This is a genomic window from Streptomyces sp. NPDC024017 (assembly GCF_040638895.1).
In the GTDB taxonomy this organism is placed as follows: Bacteria; Actinomycetota; Actinomycetes; order Streptomycetales; family Streptomycetaceae; genus Streptomyces.
The window spans coordinates 119,357-145,182 of the sequence record NZ_JBEZYZ010000015.1 but is presented as its reverse complement, the minus strand read 5'-3'; the positions used below and the strand labels follow the sequence as shown (position 1 = coordinate 145,182).

27 protein-coding genes, 1 pseudogene and 1 riboswitch are annotated in these 25,826 nt (G+C 70.7%); of the genes and pseudogenes, 25 read left to right on the top strand and 3 right to left on the bottom strand.

The annotated features are described in order from the left end of the window. The first annotated feature begins 40 nt into the window (after nt 1–40). From rimM to AB0G20_RS33930, 14 genes are all read left to right on the top strand, one after another. On the top strand, nt 41–583 hold the full coding sequence (gene rimM, locus AB0G20_RS33995; protein ID WP_361309171.1) for a ribosome maturation factor RimM: 543 nt from the start codon (nt 41–43) through the stop codon (nt 581–583). Then, complete coding sequence (trmD, locus tag AB0G20_RS33990) at nt 583–1,416, top strand: tRNA (guanosine(37)-N1)-methyltransferase TrmD (protein WP_361309168.1); 834 nt, start codon at nt 583–585, stop codon at nt 1,414–1,416. Before rimM ends, trmD begins: the two co-directional genes overlap by 1 nt. A 136-nt stretch (nt 1,417–1,552) precedes the next feature. Next, nucleotides 1,553–1,903 carry a 50S ribosomal protein L19 gene (gene rplS, locus AB0G20_RS33985; RefSeq protein ID WP_184827508.1) on the top strand — a complete coding sequence of 117 codons (351 nt, stop codon included), beginning with the start codon at nt 1,553–1,555 and terminating at the stop codon, nt 1,901–1,903. A 45-nt stretch (nt 1,904–1,948) separates the two neighbouring features. Beyond that, nucleotides 1,949–2,674, top strand: coding sequence for a signal peptidase I (lepB, locus tag AB0G20_RS33980; protein WP_361309165.1), 726 nt, complete (start codon nt 1,949–1,951; stop codon nt 2,672–2,674). After that, the gene (gene lepB / locus AB0G20_RS33975; protein ID WP_361309163.1) at nt 2,667–3,758 is read left to right on the top strand and encodes a signal peptidase I; all 1,092 of its coding nucleotides are present in this window, start codon (nt 2,667–2,669) and stop codon (nt 3,756–3,758) included. Before lepB (AB0G20_RS33980) ends, lepB (AB0G20_RS33975) begins: the two co-directional genes overlap by 8 nt. Then, complete coding sequence (gene lepB, locus AB0G20_RS33970; protein ID WP_361309160.1) at nt 3,646–4,608, top strand: signal peptidase I; 963 nt, start codon at nt 3,646–3,648, stop codon at nt 4,606–4,608. The genes lepB (AB0G20_RS33975) and lepB (AB0G20_RS33970) overlap by 113 nt, the downstream gene beginning before the upstream one ends. Nucleotides 4,609–4,659: 51 nt before the next feature. Beyond that, a complete protein-coding gene (lepB, locus tag AB0G20_RS33965; protein WP_361309158.1) occupies nt 4,660–5,439 on the top strand; it encodes a signal peptidase I in 780 nt (259 codons plus the stop codon). Beyond that, nucleotides 5,429–5,953 carry an NUDIX hydrolase gene (locus AB0G20_RS33960; protein WP_361309155.1) on the top strand — a complete coding sequence of 175 codons (525 nt, stop codon included), beginning with the start codon at nt 5,429–5,431 and terminating at the stop codon, nt 5,951–5,953. Before lepB (AB0G20_RS33965) ends, AB0G20_RS33960 begins: the two co-directional genes overlap by 11 nt. A 56-nt stretch (nt 5,954–6,009) precedes the next feature. Next, a complete protein-coding gene (locus tag AB0G20_RS33955) occupies nt 6,010–6,318 on the top strand; it encodes a DUF2469 domain-containing protein (protein WP_003993268.1) in 309 nt (102 codons plus the stop codon). Between the two features lie 77 nt (nt 6,319–6,395). After that, nucleotides 6,396–6,797, top strand: coding sequence for a YraN family protein (locus AB0G20_RS33950; RefSeq protein ID WP_361309152.1), 402 nt, complete (start codon nt 6,396–6,398; stop codon nt 6,795–6,797). After that, nucleotides 6,798–8,423 (top strand): YifB family Mg chelatase-like AAA ATPase, encoded by a 1,626-nt coding sequence (locus AB0G20_RS33945; RefSeq protein ID WP_361309151.1) that lies wholly within the window; start codon nt 6,798–6,800, stop codon nt 8,421–8,423. Continuing rightward, nucleotides 8,420–9,580: a DNA-processing protein DprA gene (gene dprA / locus AB0G20_RS33940; RefSeq protein WP_361309148.1), complete on the top strand. Its 1,161-nt coding sequence runs from the start codon at nt 8,420–8,422 to the stop codon at nt 9,578–9,580. The genes AB0G20_RS33945 and dprA overlap by 4 nt, the downstream gene beginning before the upstream one ends. A gap of 271 nt (nt 9,581–9,851) precedes the next feature. Then, nucleotides 9,852–10,694, top strand: a complete 843-nt coding sequence (gene whiG, locus AB0G20_RS33935; protein WP_344459036.1) for an RNA polymerase sigma factor WhiG — start codon at nt 9,852–9,854, stop codon at nt 10,692–10,694. Between the two features lie 93 nt (nt 10,695–10,787). Beyond that, nucleotides 10,788–11,345, top strand: coding sequence for a helix-turn-helix domain-containing protein (locus AB0G20_RS33930; protein ID WP_361309305.1), 558 nt, complete (start codon nt 10,788–10,790; stop codon nt 11,343–11,345). Nucleotides 11,346–11,486: 141 nt separating this feature from the next. On the opposite strand, the pseudogene AB0G20_RS33925 reads toward AB0G20_RS33930, so the two are convergent. Next, nucleotides 11,487–12,047, bottom strand: a pseudogene (locus AB0G20_RS33925) (peptidoglycan DD-metalloendopeptidase family protein); the annotation flags it as partial. 272 nt (nt 12,048–12,319) lie between these two features. On the opposite strand from AB0G20_RS33925, the gene rpsB reads away from it, so the two are divergent. The 11 genes from rpsB (at nt 12,320) to AB0G20_RS33870 (ending at nt 23,777) form a co-directional block, all read left to right on the top strand. Beyond that, nucleotides 12,320–13,249: a 30S ribosomal protein S2 gene (gene rpsB / locus AB0G20_RS33920; protein WP_361309145.1), complete on the top strand. Its 930-nt coding sequence runs from the start codon at nt 12,320–12,322 to the stop codon at nt 13,247–13,249. Nucleotides 13,250–13,423: 174 nt separating this feature from the next. Then, nucleotides 13,424–14,260, top strand: coding sequence for a translation elongation factor Ts (gene tsf, locus AB0G20_RS33915; RefSeq protein WP_030852120.1), 837 nt, complete (start codon nt 13,424–13,426; stop codon nt 14,258–14,260). A 184-nt stretch (nt 14,261–14,444) separates the two neighbouring features. After that, nucleotides 14,445–15,203, top strand: coding sequence for a UMP kinase (gene pyrH / locus AB0G20_RS33910; RefSeq protein ID WP_030852122.1), 759 nt, complete (start codon nt 14,445–14,447; stop codon nt 15,201–15,203). A 166-nt stretch (nt 15,204–15,369) separates the two neighbouring features. Beyond that, a complete protein-coding gene (gene frr, locus AB0G20_RS33905; RefSeq protein ID WP_010044450.1) occupies nt 15,370–15,927 on the top strand; it encodes a ribosome recycling factor in 558 nt (185 codons plus the stop codon). Next, nucleotides 15,927–17,054, top strand: a complete 1,128-nt coding sequence (locus AB0G20_RS33900) for a phosphatidate cytidylyltransferase (RefSeq protein ID WP_361309142.1) — start codon at nt 15,927–15,929, stop codon at nt 17,052–17,054. Before frr ends, AB0G20_RS33900 begins: the two co-directional genes overlap by 1 nt. 119 nt (nt 17,055–17,173) lie before the next feature. Continuing rightward, nucleotides 17,174–17,623 carry an SRPBCC family protein gene (locus tag AB0G20_RS33895; RefSeq protein ID WP_361309139.1) on the top strand — a complete coding sequence of 150 codons (450 nt, stop codon included), beginning with the start codon at nt 17,174–17,176 and terminating at the stop codon, nt 17,621–17,623. 251 nt (nt 17,624–17,874) lie between these two features. Continuing rightward, nucleotides 17,875–18,981: a 23S rRNA (adenine(2503)-C(2))-methyltransferase RlmN gene (gene rlmN, locus AB0G20_RS33890; protein WP_161368217.1), complete on the top strand. Its 1,107-nt coding sequence runs from the start codon at nt 17,875–17,877 to the stop codon at nt 18,979–18,981. A gap of 39 nt (nt 18,982–19,020) precedes the next feature. Further along, nucleotides 19,021–19,127, top strand: a riboswitch (TPP riboswitch). A gap of 124 nt (nt 19,128–19,251) precedes the next feature. Next, nucleotides 19,252–20,292, top strand: coding sequence for a thiamine ABC transporter substrate-binding protein (locus tag AB0G20_RS33885; RefSeq protein ID WP_361309302.1), 1,041 nt, complete (start codon nt 19,252–19,254; stop codon nt 20,290–20,292). Further along, entirely contained in the window at nt 20,268–21,932 is a 1,665-nt protein-coding gene (locus AB0G20_RS33880; RefSeq protein ID WP_361309136.1) for an iron ABC transporter permease, read from the top strand. The genes AB0G20_RS33885 and AB0G20_RS33880 overlap by 25 nt, the downstream gene beginning before the upstream one ends. After that, nucleotides 21,932–22,951, top strand: a complete 1,020-nt coding sequence (locus AB0G20_RS33875; RefSeq protein WP_361309133.1) for an ABC transporter ATP-binding protein — start codon at nt 21,932–21,934, stop codon at nt 22,949–22,951. Before AB0G20_RS33880 ends, AB0G20_RS33875 begins: the two co-directional genes overlap by 1 nt. 25 nt (nt 22,952–22,976) lie before the next feature. Continuing rightward, the gene (locus AB0G20_RS33870; RefSeq protein ID WP_361309131.1) at nt 22,977–23,777 is read left to right on the top strand and encodes a maleylpyruvate isomerase family mycothiol-dependent enzyme; all 801 of its coding nucleotides are present in this window, start codon (nt 22,977–22,979) and stop codon (nt 23,775–23,777) included. Nucleotides 23,778–23,837: 60 nt separating this feature from the next. Here AB0G20_RS33870 and AB0G20_RS33865 read toward each other — a convergent pair whose 3' ends face one another. Both AB0G20_RS33865 and AB0G20_RS33860 read right to left on the bottom strand, forming a co-directional pair. Beyond that, the gene (locus AB0G20_RS33865; RefSeq protein ID WP_361309300.1) at nt 23,838–24,533 is read right to left on the bottom strand and encodes an LAETG motif-containing sortase-dependent surface protein; all 696 of its coding nucleotides are present in this window, start codon (nt 24,531–24,533) and stop codon (nt 23,838–23,840) included. A 155-nt stretch (nt 24,534–24,688) separates the two neighbouring features. After that, nucleotides 24,689–25,810, bottom strand: a complete 1,122-nt coding sequence (locus tag AB0G20_RS33860; RefSeq protein ID WP_361309129.1) for an LOG family protein — start codon at nt 25,808–25,810, stop codon at nt 24,689–24,691. Nucleotides 25,811–25,826 lie beyond the last annotated feature (16 nt).

Here is a 25,826-nt window from a genome sequence, read left to right as displayed (position 1 = left end):
CGTCCCCGGCCCGTCGCTGTATGACAGGAGACTTGGACACGTGCAGCTGGTAGTCGCACGGATCGGCCGTGCCCATGGCATCAAGGGTGAGGTCACCGTCGAGGTACGGACCGACGAGCCGGAGCTGAGGCTCGGCCCCGGTGCCGTGCTTCTCACCGATCCCGCCACCGCGGGACCGCTCACCATCGAGACGGGCCGCGTCCACAGCGGCCGTCTCCTGCTGCGCTTCGAGGGCGTCAGCGACCGCACCGGCGCCGAGGCCCTGCGCAACACCCTCCTGATCGCCGAGATCGACCCGGAGGAAATGCCCGAGGGCGAGGACGAGTACTACGACCACCAGCTCATGGACCTCGACGTGGTCACCGCGGACGGCACCGAGGTCGGCCGGATCACGGAGATCTCGCACCTGCCCTCGCAGGACCTGTTCATCGTGGAGCGCCCCGACGGCAGCGAGGTGCTGATCCCCTTCGTCGAGGAGATCGTCACCGAGATCGACCTCGAGGAGCAGAAGGCCGTCATCACCCCGCCGCCGGGCCTGATCGACGACCGCGCCGAGATCGCCTCCAGCCGGGACGAGCCCTGATGCGCCTCGACGTCGTGACGATCTTCCCCGAGTACCTGGAACCGCTGAACGTCTCCCTCGTCGGCAAGGCACGCGCGCGTGGACAGCTCAACGTGCACGTCCACGACCTGCGTTCCTGGACCTACGACCGTCACAACACCGTCGACGACACCCCGTACGGCGGCGGCCCCGGCATGGTCATGAAGACCGAGCCGTGGGGGGACGCACTGGACTCCGTCCTGGCCGACGGCTACGAGACGGGATCCCACGAGCCCGCCCTCATCGTGCCCACCCCCAGCGGCCGCCCCTTCACCCAGGAGCTCGCCGTCCAGCTCTCCGAGCGCCCCTGGCTGATCTTCACGCCGGCCCGCTACGAGGGCATCGACCGCCGTGTCGTCGACGAGTACGCGACACGGATGCCGGTCTACGAGGTGTCCATCGGCGACTACGTCCTGGCCGGCGGCGAGGCCGCCGTCCTCGTCGTCACGGAGGCCGTGGCGCGGCTGCTGCCGGGTGTCCTGGGCAACGCCGAGTCCCACCGCGACGACTCCTTCGCCCCCGGCGCCATGGCGAGCCTGCTGGAGGGGCCCGTCTACACCAAGCCGCCCGGATGGCGCGGCCGGGACATCCCCGACGTGCTGCTCAGCGGCCACCACGGGAAGATCGCCCGCTGGCGCCGCGACGAGGCCCTGAAGCGCACCACCGCCCACCGGCCCGACCTCATCGAGCGGTGCGACCCGAAGGCCTTCGACAAGAAGGACCGCGAGATGCTCTCCATCCTGGGCTGGGCACCCGATCCGGCGGGGGAGCCGTACGGCCGATTTTGGCGCAGGACCGAGGGCGTGGAAGAATAGCCAGCTGTTGTGCGTCCGTCCGGCGTGCGCCCCTGCCACAGGGGGAGACGACGTCCGCCCCGACCCGCACACACCTGATCCCGAAACACCTAGTTTCCGTTGATGACCTGTGGCATCAGCGAGGAAAGCAGACGAAATGTCTCACCTGCTCGACTCCGTCGACTCCGCGTCGCTGCGCAGCGACGTCCCCGCCTTCCGTCCGGGCGACACCGTCAACGTCCACGTCCGCGTCATCGAGGGCAACCGCTCCCGTGTGCAGCAGTTCAAGGGCGTTGTGATCCGCCGCCAGGGCTCCGGCGTGCGCGAGACCTTCACGGTCCGCAAGGTCTCCTTCTCCGTCGGCGTCGAGCGCACGTTCCCGGTGCACACCCCGATCGTGGAGAAGATCGAGCTCGTCACCAAGGGTGACGTCCGTCGCGCCAAGCTGTACTACCTGCGCGAGCTGCGCGGCAAGGCCGCGAAGATCAAGGAGAAGCGCGAGAGCTGAGCGCTCTCCGGGGTTCGCGTCGGGGCCGGATAGCATCTGGCTCCGATGGACACCGAAGCACAGCCGACGGAGCGCGACCGCTCCTCCCGCCCTTCCGGCTCCGAGAGAACGACCTCGGAACCAGCAGGGCCGGAGGACCGGTCGCGTTTCGCGTTGGTGTCGCGTGTCAGCTCCTGGATCCCGGGCGGCCGGATCACTCTCACCCTGCTGGTCTGCCTGCTGTTCCTGCTGATGCTCAGCACGTTCGTGCTGCGCCCGTTCCAGATCCCCAGCGGATCCATGGAGCAGGGATTGAGGATCGGGGACCGGGTTCTCGTAAATAAGTTGGCGTACCGTTTCGGTGCCGCGCCGCAGCGGGGAGACATCGTCGTGTTCGACGGGACCGGGTACTTCGGGCACGCGGACTACATCAAACGCGTTGTCGGCGTGGGGGGAGACCGCGTGGTCTGCTGCGACAGGGAGGGGAGGATCCAGGTGAACGGCCGGCCGGTCGACGAGTCGGGCTTCCTGTATCCCGGCGACAGCCCGTCCACGGTGCCCTTCGACGTCGTCGTGCCCGGCGGCACCCTGTTCGTCCTCGGCGACCACCGCAGCGACTCCAGCGACTCCCGCGACCACCTCGGCTCGCCGGGCGGCGGCATGATCCCCCTCGGCGGCGTGATCGGCCGCGCCGACTGGATCATCTGGCCCTTCGGCCACGCCACCGGGCTGCACCGCCCCGACGCCTACGCGCGCGTGCCCGCCGCCGGAAGGGCGGGCGCCCATGGGTAACCGCGGCAAACCGCGCGGCGTCCCTGCGGGCCCCGCGGAGAACCTGCTGCCCACCGGCGCCCGGCGCGCCGCCGGCCCCTCCGGTGGCCGTACGCGTGCCGAGCGCCGCAAGCTCCAGCGCAAGGTCAAGCGGCGCCGCAGGCGCGGTGCCGTCAAGGAGATACCGCTCCTCGTGGGCGTCGCCGTCCTGATAGCGCTCGTGCTGAAGACGTTCCTCGTCCAGGCCTTCGTCATCCCGTCCGGATCCATGGAGCAGACGATCCAGATCGGCGACCGCGTCCTGGTCGACAAGCTCACCCCGTGGTTCGGCTCGAAGCCGCAGCGCGGGGACGTCGTCGTCTTCAAGGACCCCGGCGGCTGGCTCAAGGACGAGCAACCCACCACGCAGAAGGCCGACCCCGTCGTCATCAAGCAGGTCAAGGAAGGGCTCACCTTCATCGGCCTGTTGCCGTCCGAGAACGAGAAGGACCTCATCAAGCGGGTCGTCGGCGTCGGCGGCGACCGCGTCAAGTGCTGCGACACGCAAGGTCGCGTGACCGTCAACGGCATCCCGCTGAACGAGGACTACCTGTATCCCGGCGCCGCTCCGTCCGACACGCCGTTCGACATCACCGTCCCCCAGGGGCGGCTGTGGGTGATGGGCGACCACCGGAACAACTCCGCGGACTCCCGCGCCCACCAGGACACCGACTACGGGGGCACGGTCTCCGAGGACGAGGTGGTGGGCCGCGCCATGGTCATCGCCTGGCCCTTCGGGCACTGGAACATGCTGGAGGAACCGAATACCTACGCCTCCGTGTCCGACTCGGCCACCGGGTCGACCGCTGCTCCCGAACTGTCGCATAGGGTTGCCTCCTACGATTCGAACGGAACGATCCAGCTCCCGACCCCTGCGGAACTCCCGCTCGTTATGGGAGTGGTGGGCCTGCGTCGTGTATGGGGCAGGCGGCGGCACAGAGTGAGGAGTTGGCGTGGGGGATGTGGCGGTTGGCGCACGGTCCGGACACGACGGCGAGGAGCATCGCGGACGCCCCGCGGAATCCGCCGTCCCGGCCGCGGACAGCGCCGTGACCTCCGGGAGTGACTCCGGGTCAGCCGAGGACGACAGGGTGACGGGCGAGCACACGACAGCAGGGGACCAGGGGCCGGGCGGTACGGCCAGGACACCGAAGAAGCCGCGCTCCTTCTGGAAGGAGCTGCCCATCCTGATCGGTATCGCGCTGGTGCTGGCGCTGCTGATCAAGACCTTCCTGGTGCAGGCCTTCTCCATCCCCTCCGACTCGATGCAGAACACCCTCCAGCAGGGTGACCGCGTCCTGGTCGACAAGCTCACCCCCTGGTTCGGCTCCGAGCCCGAGCGCGGCGAGGTCGTCGTCTTCCACGACCCGGACAACTGGCTCGCGGGCGAGCCGACCACGGATCCGAACGCCCTGCAGACCTTCCTCAGCTGGATCGGCCTCATGCCGTCCGTGGAGGAGAAGGACCTCATCAAGCGCGTCGTCGGCGTCGGCGGCGACACGATCGAGTGCAAGAACACCGGCCCGCTCACGGTCAACGGCAAGGCGCTGAACGAGCAGTCGTACGTCTACGCCGGCAACACGCCGTGCAGCGTCGACGACCAGGGCGGCCAGTTCAAGGTGAAGGTCCCCGAGGGCTACATCTGGGTCATGGGCGACCACCGGCAGAACTCGCGGGACTCCCGCTACAACCAGGCCGACAAGAACCACGGCATGGTGCCGGTGAAGGACGTCGTCGGACGGGCCGTCGTCGTCGCCTGGCCGATCAACCGCTGGGACACCCTGCCGGTGCCGGACACCTTCGACCAGGCCGGTCTCGACGCCCAGCCTGCCGCCGGTGGCCTTTCGGTCGCGCCGCAGGGGATCGCACTCCTCGGTGTGGTGCCGGTGGTGCTCTGGCGTCGCCGGAAGCAGTGATCCCGGCCATGGGCTGACCCCGGCCGGTACCCCCGGGTAGGGTGCGGACCCATGGGTGGCGAGAGCATGACGCACACGGCCCCGCGCAGCGGTGGCCCGAGCATGGGCCCGGTGGGCAGCCGGACCGGACAGCGGTTGTCCGGGCTGGCCGTCGCGCTGGGCCTCGTGCTGTTCCTGGGCGGGTTCGCCTGGGGAGCGGTGGTCTACCGGCCGTACACCGTGCCCACCAGCTCGATGACACCGACGATCGACGCGGGCGACCGGATCCTGGCGCAGCGCGTCGACGGTGGCGAGGTGCGCCGTGGTGACGTCGTCGTCTTCAAGGACGCGACCTGGGCCAACGCGCCGATGGTCAAGCGTGTGGTCGCCGTCGGCGGCGACACGGTCTCCTGCTGCCAGGACGGCAAGCTCAAGGTCAACGGCAAGGAGATCGACGAAACGTACCTGCCCAAGGGCACACCGGCCGAGATGAGCAACTTCCCGACCGTGACCGTCCCCGAGGGCCGCCTCTTCCTGCTCGGCGACGAGCGCGGCAACTCCGTGGACTCCACGGCCCACCTGACCGACGCCGCCAGTGGCACGGTGGCGCGCTCCGCGGTGGACGCCCGCGTCGACTCCGTCGTGTGGCCGATGGAGGGCATGCTGGAGCGCCCCATCGGCTTCGAGCCGCTCGGCGCCCTCTCCTCGCCCGGCCCGCTGCAGACGATCACCTTCCTCGTGATCGCCGGCGCCGTGCTCGTCCTGGGCGGAGGCGCCTACGGCCCCATCGCCAAACGCACCGGCGCCGCCCGGGCCCGACGGGAGAGCACGGAGCCCGCAGGTGCCCGCTGAGGCCGTGGGAACGGGCCAGGACACCTACGAGGGCGGGTTGCGCAAGGTCGCCCGGGTCGTGCTGCTCGACCCGCAGGACCGCATCCTGCTGTTGCACGGGCACGAGCCGGACGATCCGGCCGACGACTGGTGGTTCACCCCCGGCGGGGGAGTGGAGGGCGACGAGACCCGTGAACAGGCCGCCCTGCGGGAACTCGCCGAGGAGACGGGCATCACCGAGGTCGAGCTCGGCCCGGTGCTGTGGCGGCGGAGGTGCTCCTTCCCGTTCGCCGGCCGCCGCTGGGACCAGGACGAGTGGTACTACCTGGCCCGTACGGACCGCACGGCGGTGGCCGCCACGGGTCTGACCGAGCTGGAACGGCGCAGTGTCGCCGGAGCGCGCTGGTGGACGTGTCCGGAACTGAGCCGGGCACATGAGACGGTGTATCCGACCAGACTCGCCGGGCTGCTGCGCACGCTGCTCGACGAAGGTCCCCCGGCCAGGCCTGTGATCCTTGACCCGGAAATCGTCTAGGGGCTCACGGGACTGGCGCACAATGGGGGGATCGCACGGCTGAAGGGGAACATGCCATGAGCGCCGAGGACCTCGAGAAGTACGAGACCGAGATGGAGCTGAAGCTCTACCGGGAGTACCGCGATGTCGTCGGTCTGTTCAAATACGTGATCGAGACCGAGCGGCGCTTCTACCTGACCAATGACTACGAGATGCAGGTGCACTCGGTCCAGGGTGAGGTGTTCTTCGAGGTGTCCATGGCGGATGCCTGGGTCTGGGACATGTACCGGCCGGCACGGTTCGTGAAGCAGGTCCGGGTCCTCACGTTCAAGGACGTGAACATCGAGGAGCTGAACAAGAGCGACCTGGAGCTGCCGAGCGGGTGACGTCCACCCGGGAGGGTGACGGGTTTGTCCACAACCGCTGAGCCGTCCACCAAGATCCACTTCGCGGGGGCGGGTGCGTGATCGTTGGCGCCGGAGGTGGTGCCGACATGACCGCACAGCTGGCACGCAGTGCCATGGGTAGGTACGGGGAGAGCCTGGCCGCACGGCGGCTGGCCGAGGCCGGTATGACGGTCGTGGAGCGCAACTGGCGCTCCGGCCGGAGCGGCGAGATCGACATCGTGGCCAGGGACGGTGACGTCCTGGTCGTGTGCGAGGTGAAGACCCGCAGGGAGGGTCCCTTCGAGCATCCGATGGCGGCCGTGACCCCGCAGAAGGCGGAGCGGCTGCGGGACCTGGCCGAGCGGTGGATCCAGACACACGGGGGCGCACCGCCCGGCGGGGTCCGCATCGACGTGGTCGGGGTGCTGCTGCGGGCCCGCGGCGCTGCCGTGGTCGAGCATGTGCGGGGGGTGGCCTGAATGGCATTCGCCCGTACGTGTTCGGTGGCGCTGGTCGGCGTCGAGGGCGTGGTCGTCGAGGTCCAGGCCGACCTCGAACCCGGCGTCGCGGCCTTCACCCTGGTGGGACTGCCCGACAAGAGCCTCACGGAGAGCCGGGACCGGGTGCGTGCAGCGGTCGTCAACTCGGGAGCGGCCTGGCCCCAGAAGAAGCTCACGGTCGGCCTGAGCCCCGCCTCGGTACCGAAGTCCGGCAGCGGCTTCGACCTGGCCGTCGCGGCGGCGGTCCTCGGCGCGGCGGAGCGCATCGACCCACGGGTCCTCGCCGACATCGTGATGATCGGCGAACTGGGACTGGACGGGCGGGTGCGGCCGGTGCGAGGGGTGTTGCCGGCGGTGCTGGCGGCTGCCGATGCCGGGTATGAGCAGGTGGTGGTGCCGGAGTGCGCCGCCGCCGAGGCCTCCCTCGTGCCCGGGGTGTCGGTGCTGGGCGTCCGCAGCCTGCGGCAGCTGATCGCGATCCTGGCCGACGAACCCGTGCCCGACGAGGAACGGGACGAGCTGGGCCGCCCGGACCCGCTCCTCGCCGGCCTGCGCATGCCGGGCACAGGCGCGGCCACGGGCATGCACAGCGTCGGCGCGGCCCAGCACGACCACGGTCACGACCTGGCGGACGTCGTCGGGCAGACCTCGGCGCGCACGGCCGTGGAGGTGGCCGCAGCGGGCGGGCACCACCTCTTCCTGGAGGGGCCGCCCGGCGCCGGCAAGACGATGCTCGCCGAACGGCTGCCGGCCATCCTGCCCCGGCTCGGCCGGCAGGAGTCGCTGGAGGTCACCGCGGTCCACTCGGTGGCGGGCCTGCTGCCCCCGGGCAAGCCCCTGATCGACGTCGCCCCCTACTGCGCCCCGCACCACTCGGCCACCATGCAGGCACTCGTCGGCGGCGGCCCGGGCATCGCACGGCCCGGCGCGGTGTCGCTGTCCCACCGCGGGGTGTTGTTCCTGGACGAAACGCCGGAGTTCAACAGCCGGGCCCTGGACGCGCTGCGCCAGCCGCTGGAGGCGGGGCATGTCGTGATCGCGCGCAGCGCCGGGGTCGTGCGCTTCCCCGCGAAGTTCCTCATGGTGCTCGCGGCCAACCCCTGCCCCTGCGGCCGGTTCTCGCAGCGGGACGACCTGTGCGAGTGTCCGCCCGCGGCCGTCCGCCGCTACCAGGCCAGGCTCTCCGGCCCGCTGCTGGACCGGGTCGACCTGCGCGTCGAGGTGGACCGTGTCACGCGCACCGAGCTGACCGCCTCCGGCGCCCGGGGCGAGTCGACCGCGACGGTCGCCGACCGGGTCCGGGCGGCCCGGGAACGGGCTGCGGAGCGCCTGGCCGGGGCGCCTTGGTGCACGAACAGCGAGGTGCCCGGCCGTGAGCTGCGCAGCCGCTGGTACGCCGTGCCCGGCGCGATGGACGAGGCGGAGCGGAGCCTGGAGCGGGGTGTCCTGACGGCCCGCGGTCTCGATCGCGTCCTGCGCGTGGCCTGGACCGTCGCCGACCTCGTCGGCCACGACCGGCCCGACGCCTCGGACGTCGCCCTCGCGCTCCAGTTGCGCACCGGTGTGCCGCGAGGCGTCCCCATGGCCATCGGGGCGCTGACATGAGCGTCGACGGCGGACCGGACGACGAACTGCTCGGCCGGGTCTTGCTCACCCGTGTCATCGAGCCCGGCGACGAGGCCGGCGGACGGTGGGTGCGGGAGTTCGGGGTCGGGGAAGTGGTGCGGCGGCTGAGGGAGGGCGGGGCCGCTCTGCCGGGGGCGAGCGGGAAGCGATGGGCCGGGCTGGTGGCCAGGGCGGAGGCCGCCCGGCCGCGCCGGGACCTGGAGGCCGCCCGGGACGCCGGGGTGCGGTTCGTGTCTCCCGGGGGCGGGGAGTGGCCGGGGCAGCTCGACGATCTCGGGGACGCCCGGCCCCTGGGGCTGTGGGTGCGCGGGCGGCCCAGCCTGCGGATGTGGGCGCTGAAATCGGTCGCCGTGGTCGGCGCCCGGGCCTGCACCGAGTACGGGGCCCACATGGCCGCGACCCTCGCCGCCGGCCTCGCCGAGCAGGGCTGGGTCGTGGTGTCCGGCGGCGCCTACGGAGTCGACGGCGCCGCCCATCGCGGAGCGCTCGGAGCCGGCGGCGCCACCGTCGCCGTCCTCGCCTGCGGCGTCGACCGGCCCTACCCCCGCGGCCACACCCGGCTGATCAGCAGGATCGCCGAACAGGGGCTGGTGATCGGCGAGTTGCCACCCGGCGATCATCCGACGCCGAGCCGGTTCATCCTGCGGAACAGAGTGATCGCCGCGCTCACCCGGGGCACGGTGGTCGTCGAGGCCGCCCACCGCAGCGGCTCCCTGGTCACCGCACGGGCGGCACAGCGCCTCGGCCGGCACACCATGGGCGTACCGGGCCCGGCCACCAGCGGGCTCTCCGCCGGGGTGCACGATCTGCTGCGCGGCGAGGCCGCCCTGGTCACCGACGTCGCGGATGTCGTCGAACTGGTCGGTGACATCGGAGAGCTGGCCCCCGACCGGCGCGGCCCCGTCCTGCCCCGGGACCTGCTGGAACCGGCCGCCCGGCAGGTGCTCGCCGCACTGCCGGGACGCGGGGTGGCCAGGCCGGACGAGATCGCGCGCTCCGCACAGACCGGGCAGGACGACGCGATCGCGAGACTGTACGAACTCCGAGCACTCGGTTACGTCGAACGACACGGCGACGGCTGGAAGTTGACACGCCAGGCGGTGATGTCGGTCCGCAGCGGTCGTGGGCCGTGTTGACCGTGTGTGTTCGGCCGTCCGGGGGAACCCCGACAACCCTTGGAAATGCGCCCAGTTGAGGCCCTCTGGCGATCACACCGAGCGACCACGACGTCCCGACGGGATGTCCTCGGGAACGTATCTGCGCCCGCCTCGGCCTCCGCCCTTCGCGCACCGCGACACCGCAGTCACGCTACGCTCACGAGGATCCGACACGGACAGGCAACTCGACATCAGACAGACAGCCCATCCCAGCAGCACCACTCCGCAGCAGAACGGCACAAGGCGACGAATGCCCCAGCACACCTCCGGGTCCGACCGGGCGGCGATCCCCCCAGCCGCCCGTGACGGTGGCAGCGTGCGGCCGCCCGCTCCCTCGACGCTCGACGAGCTGTGGCGGTCGTACAAGGCGACGGGGGACGAGCGGTTGCGGGAGCAGCTGATCCTGCACTACTCGCCGCTCGTGAAGTACGTCGCGGGACGGGTCAGCGTGGGCCTGCCGTCCAACGTCGAGCAGGCGGACTTCGTCTCGTCCGGGGTGTTCGGGCTGATCGACGCGATCGAGAAGTTCGACATCGACCGGGAGATCAAGTTCGAGACGTACGCGATCACCCGGATCCGCGGCGCGATGATCGACGAACTGCGGGCGCTGGACTGGATCCCCCGCTCGGTGCGGCAGAAGGCGCGCAACGTGGAGCGGGCGTACGCCACGCTGGAGGCGCGGCTGCGGCGGACCCCGAGCGAGGGCGAGGTGGCCTCCGAGATGGGCATCGCGGTCGAGGAACTCCACGCGGTGTTCAGCCAGTTGTCGCTGGCCAACGTGGTGGCCCTGGAGGAGCTGCTGCACGGGGGCGGCGAGGGCGGCGACGGGCTCAGCGTCATGGACACGCTGGAGGACACCGCCGCCGACAACCCCGTCGAGGTCGCCGAGGACCGGGAGCTGCGGAGGTTCCTGGCGCGGGCGATCAACACGCTGCCCGACCGGGAGAAGACCGTGGTCACGCTGTACTACTACGAGGGCCTCACCCTGGCCGAGATCGGGAACGTGCTGGGGGTGACCGAGAGCCGGGTCAGCCAGATCCACACCAAGTCGGTGCTGCAGCTCAGAGCGAAACTGGCGAGCTTCGGTCGCTGACCTGGCCGGATGCCGTCGGGCCGGTGACAGCCACTCCCGTCCGGCGGGACGCGTCCGTAGAGTGTTGACGTGCCAAGGATTCGAGCGGCCTCCGTGGCCGAGCACCGGTCGATGCAGCGAGCCGCCCTGCTGGACGCGGCTCGTTCCTTGTTGTCCGAGGGCGGTACGGAGGCGTTGACCTTCCCGGCCCTCGCCGAGCGGACGGGCCTCGCGCGATCGTCCGTCTACGAGTACTTCCGGTCACGGGCGGCCGTGGTCGAGGAGCTGTGCGAGGTCGACTTCCCGGTCTGGGCGGCGGACGTGTCGGCGGCGATGGAGCGGGCGGAGACGGCCGAGGCCAAGGTCGAGGCGTATGTGCGGCAGCAGCTGGAGCTGGTCGGCGACCGGCGGCACCGGGCCGTGGTCGCGATCTCCGCGAGTGAGCTCGACGCGGGGGCGCGGGAGAAGATCCGGGCGGCGCACGGCGGGCTGGTCGCGATGATCGTCGAGGCGCTGGGCGAGCTGGGGCATGCGCAGCCCCGGCTGGCGGCGATGCTGTTGCAGGGGGTGGTGGACGCGGCCGTGCGGAGGATCGAGCTGGGGGCGGCGGAGGAGCCCGGAGCGATCACGGATGCGGCTGTGTCGATGGCGCTGCGGGGTGTGCGGGGCTGAGGGCCTCGGGGTTGACGCCAGGGCGTTCCGCAGCCCGGCGGAGCAGGGTGCCGCTGCGTCCGCCCGGCCCCAAGCTCTCGACTTCGCGCAAGCAGGGGCCCCCATCGCCCCGAGCGGCACGCGGGCCCGCGGCTGGGCCGGCGGCAGCAGCCTCGACGGGCCCCTGTGCAGGAGCCACGGCGGCAGGAGCGACAGCGGGTTCACGTACGCCTCGCCGCGGCGCAGGCCCCAGTGGACGCATGTCGCCGTGCAGTGCGAACCGCGCGCGTCCACCGTGCCGATCACCTCGCCCGGTTCCACCTCCTCGCCCTCCTCGACCGTCGCCGTCACCGGCTCGTACGTCGTGCGCAGGGGTGGGTCGCCCGTTCCCGTGAGGGCCACCGAGACGACTCCCTTGCCGGCCACCCGGCCCGCGAAGGAGACCCGGCCCGCCGCCACCGTTCGAACCGGTGTGCCCGCGGGCGCCGCCAGGTCCACACCCCGGTGGCCCCGGCCGTAGGCCGTCGCCGGGGGCTCCCAGCCCCGCAGGACTTGGGGGCGCAGGCCGACGGGCCAGGTGCGGCCGATCGCCGGCACTGTGGCGTCCGCCAGGGGCGCACCCGCCGCGAACAGGGGTGGTGGCGGGGCCAGCAGGGCCGTCGCCGTGACGATCACCAGCAGGATCAGGCGCGCGCAGACACGCACACTTCGGTTCGCTCGCATGCGGAAAGCGTCCCGGAGCGCCCGCGTCGCCGCTCGCGGCTGTGGACCGACGCCCGCTTGTGGACAACGGCGTCACCCGGCACCCCACGGGTCCCGTACACTTCTGGTGGCGACCCGAGTCATCGGGTCGACTTCGCACGCCCCGATACGCACCCCGGCAACGGGCCGTATCAGCGCCCCTCGGTCCCTCGTGGAACGGCGCGCAGTGGGCGTCAGGCGCGGAAGCCGTCCGGCATCCGCGGCACAACCGAGAAATTCAAGGAGATACGGCCATGGCCGTCGTCACGATGCGGGAGCTGCTGGAGAGCGGCGTCCACTTCGGTCACCAGACCCGTCGTTGGAACCCGAAGATGAAGCGCTTCATCTTCACGGAGCGCAACGGCATCTACATCATCGACCTGCTCCAGTCGCTGTCGTACATCGACCGCGCCTACGAGTTCGTCAAGGAGACCGTCGCCCACGGCGGCACGGTCATGTTCGTCGGCACGAAGAAGCAGGCGCAGGAGGCCATCGCCGAGCAGGCCACCCGCGTCGGCATGCCCTACGTCAACCAGCGCTGGCTGGGCGGCATGCTCACCAACTTCTCGACCGTCTACAAGCGTCTGCAGCGCCTCAAGGAGCTCGAGCAGATCGACTTCGAGGACGTCGCCGCGTCCGGTCTGACCAAGAAGGAGCTTCTCGTGCTCTCGCGCGAGAAGGCCAAGCTGGAGAAGACCCTCGGCGGTATCCGCGAGATGCAGAAGGTGCCCAGCGCCGTCTGGATCGTGGACACCAAGAAGGAGCACATCGCCGTTGGTGAGGCCCGGAAGCTGAACATTCCGGTCGTCGCGATCCTCGACACCAACTGCGACCCCGACGAGGTCGACTACAAGATCCCGGGCAACGACGACGCGATCCGCTCCGTCACGCTGCTCACCCGTGTGATCGCGGACGCGGTCGCCGAGGGCCTCATCTCCCGCTCCGGTGTCGCCACCGAGGGCAAGGGCGAGAAGGCCGCGGGCGAGCCGCTGGCCGAGTGGGAGCGCGACCTGCTCGAGGGCGAGAAGAAGGCCGACGAGGCCGCCCCCGCCGCTGAGGCCGCTCCGGCCGCCGAGGCTGCGCCGGCCGCTGAGGCCCCCGCCGCCGAGGCCGCTCCGGCCGCCGAGGCCGAGGCCGAGAAGCCGGCCGAGGGCGAGAAGCCGGCCGAGGCCGAGCAGGCCTGACCCGTCAGTCCGAGTTGACGGCGGGAGCGGCACCGCATCCACCAGCGCCTCCGGCGCGGTGAAGTCCGCTCCCGCCGTTAACCCGTAGGTCAGCGGAAGGACAGCGCCTTCCGGCTCCATGGGCGCATCCGCAGATCTTCGATCTTCCAGACTTCGAGAGAGATTCACAGACTCATGGCGAACTACACCGCCGCCGACGTCAAGAAGCTCCGTGAGCTCACGGGCGCCGGCATGATGGACTGCAAGAAGGCGCTGGACGAGGCCGAGGGCAACGTCGAGAAGGCCGTCGAGGCGCTCCGCATCAAGGGCCAGAAGGGCGTCGCCAAGCGCGAGGGCCGCTCCGCCGAGAACGGCGCCGTCGTCTCGATCATCGCCGACGACAACTCCTCCGGTGTCCTGGTCGAGCTGAAGTGCGAGACGGACTTCGTCGCCAAGGGTGACAAGTTCCAGGCCGTGGCCAAGACCATCGCCGAGCACGTCGCCAAGACCTCCCCGGCCGACCTCGAGGCCCTGCTCGCCTCCGAGATCGAGGCCGGCAAGACCGTCCAGGCGTACGTCGACGAGGCCAACGCCAACCTGGGCGAGAAGATCGTCCTGGACCGCTTCGCGCAGTACGCCGACGGCTTCGTGACGGCGTACATGCACCGCACGATGCCCGACCTGCCCCCGCAGATCGGTGTCCTCGTCGAGCTGGACAAGCCGAACGCGGAGATCGCCAAGGGCGTCGCCCAGCACATCGCCGCCTTCGCGCCGAAGTACCTCTCCAAGGAGGACGTGCCGGCCGAGGTCGTCGAGTCCGAGCGCCGCGTCGCCGAGGAGACCACCCGCGCCGAGGGCAAGCCCGAGGCCGCCCTGCCGAAGATCGTCGAGGGTCGCCTCAACGGCTTCTTCAAGGACGCCACGCTGCTCGGCCAGCCGTACGCGCTCGACAACAAGAAGTCGGTCCAGAAGGTTCTGGACGAGGCCGGTGTCACCCTGAAGCGCTTCACGCGCATCAAGGTCGGCATCTGAGTCCGTACCGCGATCGACGCCCGACCCCGATAGGGTCGACAGCAGTCGTCCGCGTACGCCGTCACATGAGTGGCGGACGACAGCAGATCTGACGAGGAGGCCATTGCCGTATGGGATGCGAAACACGCCCCACCGGCAATGGCCTTCTTGGTATGTGCAACACGTGAAAGAGGCGGGATCCCCCATGACCACCAAGGCCCAGAAGAGCGACGACGGCAAAGTGCGCGGCCGGTTTCTGCTGAAGCTGTCCGGAGAGGCCTTCTCCGGTGGCGGCGGCCTTGGCGTCGACCCCGACGTGGTGCACAAGATCGCCCGCGAGATCGCGGCCGTGGTACGCGACGGCGCGGAGATCGCGATCGTCATCGGCGGAGGCAACTTCTTCCGCGGCGCCGAACTCCAGCAGCGCGGCATGGACCGGGCCCGCTCCGACTACATGGGCATGCTCGGCACCGTCATGAACTGCCTCGCCCTCCAGGACTTCCTGGAGAAGGTCGGCGTGGACTGCCGGGTGCAGACCGCCATCACCATGGGCCAGGTCGCCGAGCCGTACATCCCGCTGCGCGCCGTACGGCACCTGGAGAAGGGCCGCGTGGTCATCTTCGGCGCCGGAATGGGCATGCCGTACTTCTCCACCGACACCACCGCCGCCCAGCGCGCCCTGGAGATCGACGCCGAGGCGCTGCTGATGGGCAAGAACGGCGTGGACGGGGTCTACGACTCCGACCCCAAGACCAACCCGGACGCGGTGAAGTTCGATCACCTCGGCTACGGCGAGGTCATCACGCGCGATCTGAAGGTCGCCGACGCCACGGCCGTGACGCTGTGCCGCGACAACAAGCTCCCGATCGTGGTCTTCGAGCTGCTGGCGGAGGGCAACATCGGACGCGCCGTCAAGGGTGAGAAGATCGGCACGCTGGTGGGGGACCCCGGCAGCCGGGACTGACACCCCGGGAACAACCCCGTCCGGGGGACGGACGGGACGGAGCCGGGCCGGGGGATGGACAATGTCCCGCCGGTCGGGAACCGTGCAGGAAGAAGACGCGACGCAGCCGGCCGCCGCCCCACATGGAACCGCAGCCGGGCCTACTCAAGACACGCAGGAGCAAGTGGTGATCGAAGAGACCCTCCTCGAGGCCGAGGAGAAGATGGAGAAGGCCGTCGTGGTCGCCAAGGAGGACTTCGCCGCGATCCGCACCGGCCGTGCGCACCCGGCGATGTTCAACAAGATCGTGGCCGAGTACTACGGCGCGCCGACGCCGATCAACCAGCTGGCCTCGTTCTCCGTGCCCGAGCCGCGTATGGCCGTGGTGACCCCCTTCGACAAGAGCGCGCTGCGCAACATCGAGCAGGCGATCCGCGACTCCGACCTGGGCGTCAACCCGAGCAACGACGGCAACATCATCCGGGTGGTGTTCCCCGAGCTCACCGAGGAGCGCCGCCGCGAGTACATCAAGGTCGCCAAGAGCAAGGGTGAGGACGCCAAGGTCTCCATCCGTTCCGTGCGCCGCAAGGCCAAGGACGCCATCGACAAGCTGATCAAGGACGGCGAGGTCGGCGAGGACGAGGGCCGCCGTGCGGAGAAGGAGCTCGACGACACCACCGCGAAGTACGTCGCGCAGGTGGACGAGCTCCTGAAGCACAAGGAAGCGGAGCTGCTCGAGGTCTGATGAACGACTCTTCCTGGGGGGCGCCGCCACAGGCCGGGTACTGGGGGCCCACCGACCAAGGGCATGGTCAGGGGCACGTCCAGGGCCAGGCCCACGGGCACGTCCAGGGGGCCGCCCCGGCGGGTCCCGCATACGATGCGTATGAAGCGCCTCAGACTCGCCCCATGCCCATCGTGCCCGACGTGACCGACTTCGGCGGAAACCAGGATGACGACCGGGGGGCTGCTCGGCTGAGCGCCCGCCCGGTCCGAAACGACACGAATCCGGAGCCCATGCCCGACGCCTCGCAGCCGGCCCCCAAGCCGCCGAAGAAGAGCGCGGGCCGCGACCTGAGTGCCGCGATAGGGGTCGGTGTCGGGCTCGGTGCGGTGATCGTCGCGTCGCTGTTCGTCGTCAAGGCCGTCTTCGTCGGTGTCGTGGCGGTGGCCGTGGTGGTGGGCCTGTGGGAGCTGACCAAGCGGCTGGAGGAACGCAAGGGCATCCGGGCGCCCCTCGTGCCGCTCGCGCTCGGCGGTGCCGCGATGGTCGTCGCCGGGTACGTCCGGGGCGCCGAGGGCGCGTGGGTGGCGATGGCACTCACGGCACTGGCCGTCCTGGTCTGGCGCATGACCGAACCGCCCGAGGGCTACCTGAGGGACGTCACCGCGGGCGTCTTCGCGGCGTTCTACGTGCCGTTCCTGGCGACCTTCGTCGCGATGATGCTGACCGCGGACGACGGGCCGCAGCGGGTGCTCACCTTCCTGCTGCTCACGGTCGTCAGCGACACCGGGGCCTACGCCGTCGGCTGGCGGTTCGGCCGGCACAAGCTCGCCCCGCGCATCAGCCCCGGCAAGACCCGCGAGGGCCTGCTCGGCGCGGTCTCCTTCGCCATGGTCGCGGGGGCACTGTGCATGCAGTTCCTCATCGACGACGGTGCCTGGTGGCAGGGCCTGGTGCTGGGCCTCGCGGTCGCGGTCACCGCCACGCTCGGCGACCTCGGCGAGTCCATGATCAAGCGGGACCTCGGCATCAAGGACATGGGCACGCTGCTGCCGGGCCACGGCGGCATCATGGACCGGCTCGACTCGCTGCTCCCCACGGCTCCGGTGGTGTGGCTGCTGCTCGTGCTCTTCGTCGGCTCCGGCTGAACCGGCCGTCTTCGCCAGTGAGCTCCTGCCCGGCCGGGCAGGAGCTCACTGACGTTTCGGGGAGACGCCCGAGGGTCTGAAGTGGGACGATTCAGATGTACCTCCCAAAGGAGGCCATCATGGCCATCATCCGAGAGAGCATCGACGTCGACCGCCGGCCCGAGGAGGTCTACCAGTACGTCATGGACACTCAGCGCATGCCGGAGTGGCAGCTGAGCGCCGTGTCCGCGGAGCGCCTCGACGAGGGGCCCGTCGGTGTCGGCACCCAGGTCCGCGTGACCAGGCACATCGGCCGCCGTGTCATGCCGATGACCATGGAGGTCACCGAGTACGACCCACCCCGCAGCTGGGGCATGCGCGGCGTCGACGGCCCCGTCCGGGCACACGTGCACGGGGAGGTCGAGCCCTATGACGAGGGCCGCCGCTCGCACGTCACGATCGACATCGACTTCGAGGGCCACGGCATGGGCAAGGTCATGGTCCCGCTGGTCGTACGCCCCCAGGTCCGCAAGGAACTCCCGCGCAACGAGCAGCTCCTCAAGGACCGGCTGGAGCACAGGGGCGAGTAAGTCCCGCCCGCTCCACGATAAGTAGCACCAGCGCTTACCTCTGAAGTCATTGAGGCGTGCGACGCTCCTGGCTTCAGTCCGTTTCTTGCATTCGCGCGTTCTGGATCGCGGCTCCTGCTCGCGATCGCCCCCCGGGCCGTCCCTGGACCGCGCCAGGCCGGCCGACGCTGACGGACGCCACCCGCAGGTGACCGCCCCCACCCCGCTCCCGGACCGGGCCGCCGCAGTTGATCTGCCACACTGGACGGGTTATGCCTGCACCCGGAGAACTCACTTTCGTAGCCCCGCGCGGAGCCAAGAAGCCGCCGCGGCACCTCGCCGATCTCACTCCTGCCGAGCGCAAGGAGGCCGTTGCCGCTGTCGGGGAGAAGCCGTTTCGTGCCAAGCAGCTCTCGCAGCACTACTTCGCGCGGTACGCGCATGATCCGGAGCAGTGGACCGACATTCCGGCCGGTGCCCGAGGGCGGCTGCAGGAAGCGCTGCTGCCCGAGCTGATGACCGTGGTGCGGCATCTGTCGACCGACCAGGGCACCACCCGCAAGACGCTGTGGCGGCTGTTCGACGGCACGCTCGTCGAGTCCGTGCTGATGCGCTACCCGGACCGCGTGACCATGTGCATCAGCTCGCAGGCGGGATGCGGCATGAACTGCCCGTTCTGCGCGACCGGGCAGGCCGGGCTGGACCGGAATCTGTCCACGGCCGAGATCGTGCACCAGATCGTGGACGGGATGCGGGCGCTGCGTGACGGGGAGGTCCCCGGCGGGCCCGCGCGGCTCAGCAACATCGTCTTCATGGGCATGGGCGAGCCGCTCGCCAACTACAACCGGGTCATCGGCTCCATCCGGCGGCTCACCGACCCCGAGCCCGACGGGCTGGGGCTCTCGCAGCGTGGCATCACCGTCTCGACGGTCGGGCTCGTCCCCGCCATCCACCGGTTCGCCGACGAGGGCTTCAAGTGCCGCCTCGCCATCTCGCTGCACGCTCCCGACGACGAGCTGCGCGACACCCTCGTGCCCGTGAACACGCGCTGGAAGGTCCGGGAGGTCCTGGACGCCGGCTTCGAGTACAGCGCCAAGTCGGGGCGGCGGCTGTCCATCGAGTACGCGCTGATCCGGGACATCAACGACCAGGCGTGGCGCGGTGACCGGCTCGGGCGGCTACTCAAGGGCAAGCCCGTGCATGTCAATCTCATCCCGCTGAACCCGACGCCGGGGTCGAAGTGGACCGCCTCGCGGCCCGAGGACGAGAAGGCGTTCGTGGAGGCGATCGCCGCTCATGGTGTGCCGGTGACGATCCGGGACACCCGTGGTCAGGAGATCGACGGGGCGTGTGGTCAGCTCGCGGCCACCGAACGGTAGTCTGACCGTCGTAAGCACACCTTCATATTCGACACCTGCACATTCCGACAGGGGAGCGCCACAGCGCTGAGAGTGCGGCACACGGCCGCAGACCCTCCGAACCTGGCCCAGGTCATTCTGGGTAGGGAGATCGGTCACCACTCGAGCTGTTGCGCCCTGCCCGGGACCCCGGAAGTCCCGGGCAGGGCCGCGTCTTCTCCTGGTCACTCCAGGAGGAATCCAGTGAGCATCAACGCAAAGCGGCTGACGGCGGCGGTCGTCGGGCTCGGCATGGCCGGCACGCTCGCCGCGTGCGGGTCGTCCGACGGCAGCCAGGGGTCCGGCGGTGACTCCAAGACCGTGACGCTCGTCAGCCACGACTCGTGGGCCGCGTCCAAGGACGTCATCGCGGCCTTCGAGAAGCAGTCCGGCTACAAGGTCGACGTCCTGAAGGACGGCGACGCCGGGCAGGCCGTGAACAAGGCCATCCTTACCAAGGACAACCCGCAGGGCGACGTCTTCTTCGGCGTCGACAACACGCTGCTGTCCCGCGCCCTCGACAACGGCCTGTTCCAGTCGTACGAGGCGAAGGGATCCGACCTGATCCTGCCGGAGTACCGCGTCGACCAGGACAAGCACCGGGTCACGCCCGTCGACACCGGCGACATCTGCGTCAACTACGACAAGAAGTACTTCGCCGACCACAAGCTGGAGCCGCCGCGCAGCTTCGACGACCTGGTCAAGCCGCAGTACAAGAACCTGCTCGTGACCGAGAACGCCTCCGCCTCCTCGCCCGGTCTCGGTTTCCTGCTCGGCACCGCCGCCAAGTACGGCGACGACGGCTGGGAGGGCTACTGGAAGAAGCTCAAGGCCAACGGCGTGAAGGTCGTCGACGGCTGGGAGCAGGCCTACAACGTGGAGTTCTCCGGCTCCAGCAGCGGCAAGAAGGCCAAGGGCGACCGGCCGCTCGTCGTGTCGTACGCCTCCTCGCCGCCCGCCGAGGTGCTGTACGCCGACCCGAAGCCCACCTCCGCCCCGACCGGGGTCGCCGAGGGCACCTGCTTCCGGCAGGTCGAGTACGCGGGGCTGCTCAGCAACGCGAAGAACACCAAGGGCGGCAAGGCGCTCCTGGACTTCCTGCTCACCAAGGAGTTCCAGGACGACATGCCGATGAACATGTTCGTGTACCCGGTGCGCGAGGGCGCCCAGGTGCCGCCGGAGTTCGTGAAGTACGGGCCGCAGGCGAAGGACCCGGAGACCATGGACCCGGCGAAGATCGCCGACCACCGCGACCAGTGGGTCAAGTCGTGGACCTCACTCGTACTGAAGTAGCCGCTCGGAAGCGGGGCGCGGCGGCGCGGTTCGGTCTGCTGGCCGTGCCCGTCGCGTTCTTCGCGGTCTTCTTCGCCTACCCCGTCACCGCGATCGTCGCGCGCGGCCTCAAGGTTGACGGGGCCTGGCACCTCGGGCGGATCGGGGAGGTGCTGGCGCAGTCCGACGTCCGGCACGTCCTGTGGTTCACCACCTGGCAGGCGCTGGTCTCCACCGTGCTCACGCTGATCGTCGCGCTCCCCGGCGCGTACGTCTTCGCGCGCTTTGAATTCCCAGGAAAGCAGGTCCTGCGGGCGGTCGTGACCGTCCCGTTCGTGCTGCCGACGGTCGTCGTCGGTACGGCGTTCCTGGCGCTGGTGGGGCGGGGCGGGCTGCTCGACGAGCTGTGGGGCGTACGCCTGGACACCACCGTGTGGGCGATCCTGCTCGCGCACGTCTTCTTCAACTACGCGGTCGTCGTCCGCACCGTCGGCGGGCTCTGGGCGCAGCTCGACCCCCGGCAGGAGGAGGCGGCGCGGATGCTCGGGGCGTCCGGGCTGAAGGCCTGGCGGCAGGTCACCCTGCCTGCCCTCGCCCCGGCCGTGGCCGCCGCCTCGCTCATGGTCTTCCTGTTCACCTTCACCTCCTTCGGTGTCGTGCAGATCCTCGGCGGGCCCACCTTCTCCACCCTGGAGGTGGAGATCTACCGGCAGACGTCCGAGATCTTCGACCTGTCCACGGCGGCCGTGCTGACCCTGATCCAGTTCGTTGCGGCGGGCGCGGTCCTCGCCCTGCACGCCTGGACCGTGCGGCGGCGGGAGACCGCGCTGCGGCTGGTGGACGCGTCCGTGACCGCGCGCCGGCCGCGCGGCGCGGGGCAGTGGGCGCTGCTGGGCGGGGTGCTCGTCACCGTCGCCGTGCTGCTCGTGCTGCCGCCGGCCGTGCTGGTGCAGCGGTCTCTCGGCGCGCCGGGCTTCGGCTACTACCGGGCGCTGACCAGCGAGGACGGGGGAGTGTTCCTGGTCCCGCCGATCGAGGCGATCGGCAATTCCCTGTCGTACGCCGTCGCCGCCACGCTCATCGCAGTGGCGATCGGGGGCCTGGCCGCGGTCGCGCTCACCCGCCGGGACGCCGGACGGTTCGTGCGCGGCTTCGACGCGCTGCTGATGCTGCCCCTCGGGGTGTCCGCGGTGACCGTCGGCTTCGGCTTCCTGATCTCCCTCGACGAGCCGCCGCTGGACCTCAGGTCCTCCTGGATCCTGGTGCCGCTCGCGCAGGCGCTGGTCGGGGTGCCGTTCGTGGTGCGGACGATGCTGCCCGTGCTGCGGGCGGTGGACGTGCGGCTGCGGGAGGCGGCCTCGGTGCTGGGGGCCTCGCCCTGGCGGGTGTGGCGGGAGGTGGACCTGCCGATGGTGCGGCGGGCGCTGCTGATCGCGGCCGGGTTCGCCTTCGCCGTTTCCCTCGGGGAGTTCGGCGCGACGGTGTTCATCGCACGGCCCGACCGGCCGACGCTGCCGGTGGCGGTGGCCCGGCTGCTCGGGCGGCCCGGTGACCTCAACTACGGGCAGGCGATGGCCCTTTCGACGATTCTGATGGTGGTGTGCGCCGTGGCCCTGCTGGTGCTGGAGAGGCTCCGCACGGACCGGACGGGGGAGTTCTGATGCTGCTCGCTCTGCAGGGCGCGACGGTCCGCTTCGGCGGGCGGGCCGTGCTGGACGCTGTCGATCTGGAGGTCGTCGAGCACGAGATCGTGTGCGTGCTCGGCCCCAGCGGCAGCGGCAAGTCGACCCTGCTGCGGGCGGTGGCCGGGCTGCAGCCGCTCGACTCCGGGCGGGTGGTGCTCGACGGGCGCGACCAGGCGGGTGTGCCCGCGCACCGGCGCGGGGTCGGGCTGATGTTCCAGGACCACCAGCTGTTCCCGCAGCGGGACGTGGGCGGCAACGTGGCGTTCGGCCTGCGGATGCGCGGTGAGCCGAGGCGGCAACAGGCCGAGCGAGTGCGGGAGTTGCTGGACCTCGTGGGACTGCCGGGTGCGGGCCGCCGGGCCGTCGCCGCGCTGTCCGGCGGGGAGCAGCAGCGGGTGGCGCTGGCCCGGGCCCTCGCGCCGAGCCCCCGGCTGCTGATGCTGGACGAGCCGCTGGGGCAGCTCGACCGGTCGCTGCGGGAGCGGCTGGTCGTCGAACTGAAGGAACTGTTCGGCCGGTTGGGCACGACCGCGCTTGCCGTGACCCACGACCAGGGGGAGGCCTTCGCGCTGGCCGACCGCGTCGTGGTGATGCGGGACGGGCGGATCGCCCAGTCCGGTACGCCCCTTGAGGTGTGGCAGCGGCCCGCCGACGCGTTCGTGGCCCGCTTCCTCGGCTTCGAGAACGTGGTCGAGGCGACGGTCGGGGCGGAGGCCGCGGACACGCCGTGGGGCAAGGTGCCGGCGCCGGAGGGCGCTCCGCAGGGCACACGGACCCTACTGGTGCGGCCCGCCGGGGTGCGCCTGGTGCCCGCCGACGCGGGCCTGCGCTGCACCGTGGCCGCGCGCACCTTCCGGGGCACCCATGTCGCCGTGCACCTCCAGCCCCAGGGCGCCCCGCGCTTGGAGGCGGCGTGCGCGCTGCGGGACGCGCCGGAGACCGGGGACGAGGTCGGCGTGGAGTTCGACGCGGCCGAAATCGTGGTGCTCGGCTGATCGTCCGCCGCCTAGGGTGCGGGGCATGACGCCGTTACTCGCACACGACCGCTACTGCGACGAAATCGCCCGCCAGGTCGGCCTGTTGAGGTCCGTGGTGACATCCGGCGCCGATCTGTCCGGCACCGTGCCGACCTGCCCGGAGTGGTCGCTGGAGGACCTGGTCCGGCACATGGGCGCTGCTCTGCGCTGGGTGGAGTTCATCGTGCGGACCCGGGCCCAGGAGGAGGTGCCCGAGGAGCGGGTGCCGGGCCTCGCCGGACCCGGAGCCCGGGGTGACGCCGCCGCACTGGACGCATGGCTGGCGGAGGGCGGCGAGCAGGTCGTCACGGCACTGCGGGAGGCGGGGCCGGACACGAAGGTGTGGAGCTGGGCGGGGATTCTCAACTCCGGTTTCTGGGCCCGCCGGATGACGCACGAGATCACCGTGCACCGCGCGGACGCCACCCTCGCCGCGGGACTGCCCTACGAGGTTGCGCCCGAGGTGGCCGCCGACGCGATCGACGAGTGGCTGCAGATCGTGGAGTTCGTGCAGCGGACCGTGCCGCAGGACGAGGTGAGCGAACTGCGCGGCCCCGGCCGCACCATCCATCTGCACGCCACCGACACCCGACCCGGCCTCGACGCCGAGTGGCTCGTCGAACTCACCGAGGACGGTGTCACCTGGCGCAGGGGCCACGAGAAGGCCACGGTCGCCCTGCGCGGACCTCTCACCTCCGTGCTGCTCGCGTTCTACCGCCGGCTGCCCCTGGACGCCCGGGAGCTGGACGTGCTCGGCGACCGGGAGCTGCTGGAGTTCTGGCTGCAGCGGGCGACGTTCGGGTAGGACGAGACGTGGCCCGCTCCCCGGATCAGGGGGCGGGCCACGTCACAGTGTGCGCAGGCGTCAGCTGTCGCTGTCCGCCCCGCGACGGCGCATGCCGAAGAACACCGCACCGCCACCGACGACGACCAGGGCCGCCGCGATGCCGGCGATGAGGCCGGTGTTGGAGTCGGCACCGGTCTCGGCGAGGTTGGAGTCACCGGCCGGGGCGGGCACGTTGCCCGCGGGCGAGGTGCTCTGGCTCTCCGACGGCTCAGGAGCCGGGCTCTCGCTCTCCTCGGCCGGCTCGGAGGGGGACGCCGACGGGGTCGGCGTCGCCGGGGGAGTCGAAGCCGGGGGAGTCGAAGCAGGGGGCTCCTCCTCCTTCTTGCAGGCGGTCGCCGGGGTGACGAGGTTCGGCTTGATGTCCTCGTCGACGTAGCCGGCGGCCTTGACGTGAATCCGGTACTCGGCGTTCGGCTTCCACTTCTCGGCGAAGGTGATGGTGGTGCCCTCGCGCGAGCCCTTGACCACCTGCTCGCCGATCTTCTTCACGTCGGCGCCGTTGTTCTCGAGGTACACGGTGACCGTCGCCGGGATGCCGGCGGGGTCCACGTCGGTGACGGTGATGACGCCCTTGTCGCCGTCGCACTTCGCCTCGGCGGAGAACTCGCTGATGTCGCAGGCGAGCGCGTGGCCGGCGGTACCGAGCGCGAGCGCGGCCGAGGCGGAGACGACACCGATGACGCGCACGGCACGTGCGCGGCGGGATACGGACAGAACTGCCACGTTTGTCCTTTACAGGATTGCTAAAGCGGGGGGTTGAGGCGGTGTTGACTGAACATCAGCACCACCGTGAGGCTCACAGGTCTATAAGCGCTGCATAAGTAGTGTCAACGCATATGCAGGTTGCAAGCACTTGCTTTGCCTTCTTATTAACCGCCGAGACGTTTCAACGCCTCCGGCGCCTCCTCGATGCGGTCCACCAGCGCGATCCGCGCCTCCATCGAGCGGCCCCCGGCCAGCGACCGGAGCAGCGGCCACGCCGGCAGCTTCTCCGTCCAGTGCGCGCTGTTCACCAGCACCATCGGCGTCGGCTCGCCGCGCGACTCGTAGTAGTTGGGCGTCGCGTTGTCGAAGATCTCCTGCACGGTCCCGGCGGCGCCCGGCAGGAACACCACACCCGCGTTGGACCGGGCCAGCAGGCCGTCCTCGCGGGTGGCGTTGGCGAAGTACTTGGCGATGTGGGAGGCGAAGGCGTTCGGCGGCTCGTGGCCGTAGAACCAGGTCGGGATGCCCACCGAGCGGCCGCCCTGCGGCCAGCGGGTGCGTATCTCGAAGGCGGCCGAGGCCCACTGGGTGATCGACGGCGTGAAGTGCGGTGCCTTGCCGAGGAGTTCGAGCGACTCGGTGAGCATCTCGTCGCCGAACGGGGCGGCGTACGCGCCGAGGTTCGCCGCCTCCATGGCGCCCGGGCCGCCGCCGGTGGCGATCGTGAAGCCGGCGCGGGCCAGCTCCCGGCCGAGCCGTGCGGCGCCGGCGTACTCCTCGGTGCCGCGGGCCATCGCGTGGCCGCCCATGACACCCACGACCCGGGCGCCGGACAGGAGTTCGTCGAGCGCGTCCGATACGGAGTCGTCGTGGACCGAACGGAGCATGGACGCGTAGATGTCGCGGTCCGCCTTCGTGCGCTGGAACCAGGCGTAGGCGAGGGCGTCGGGCGTGGCCTCGTAGCCGTCGGCCAGCGACTCGAAGAGTTCGTCCGGTGAGTAGACCAGGCCGCGGTACGGGTCGAACGGCAGGCCCGGGACAGGCGGGAAGACCAGGGCGCCGTCGGCTCGGACCTTCGCGTCCGCGTCCTCGCGCATCGCGCAGCCGAGGAAGACCGCGCCCGCCGTGTCCGTGGTGAGCAGCTCACGCGTACGGTCCGTCAGGTCGACGGCTTGGACGCGGTGTCCGGCGAGGGTGCCGCGCGCCGAGACGGTCGCGTCGAACTCCTCGAGGGTCTCTATCTCACGGTCGTCATGGTGGGCCGCATGGGCGGGCATCGTCTGCACCCGCCCATGCTAGGCC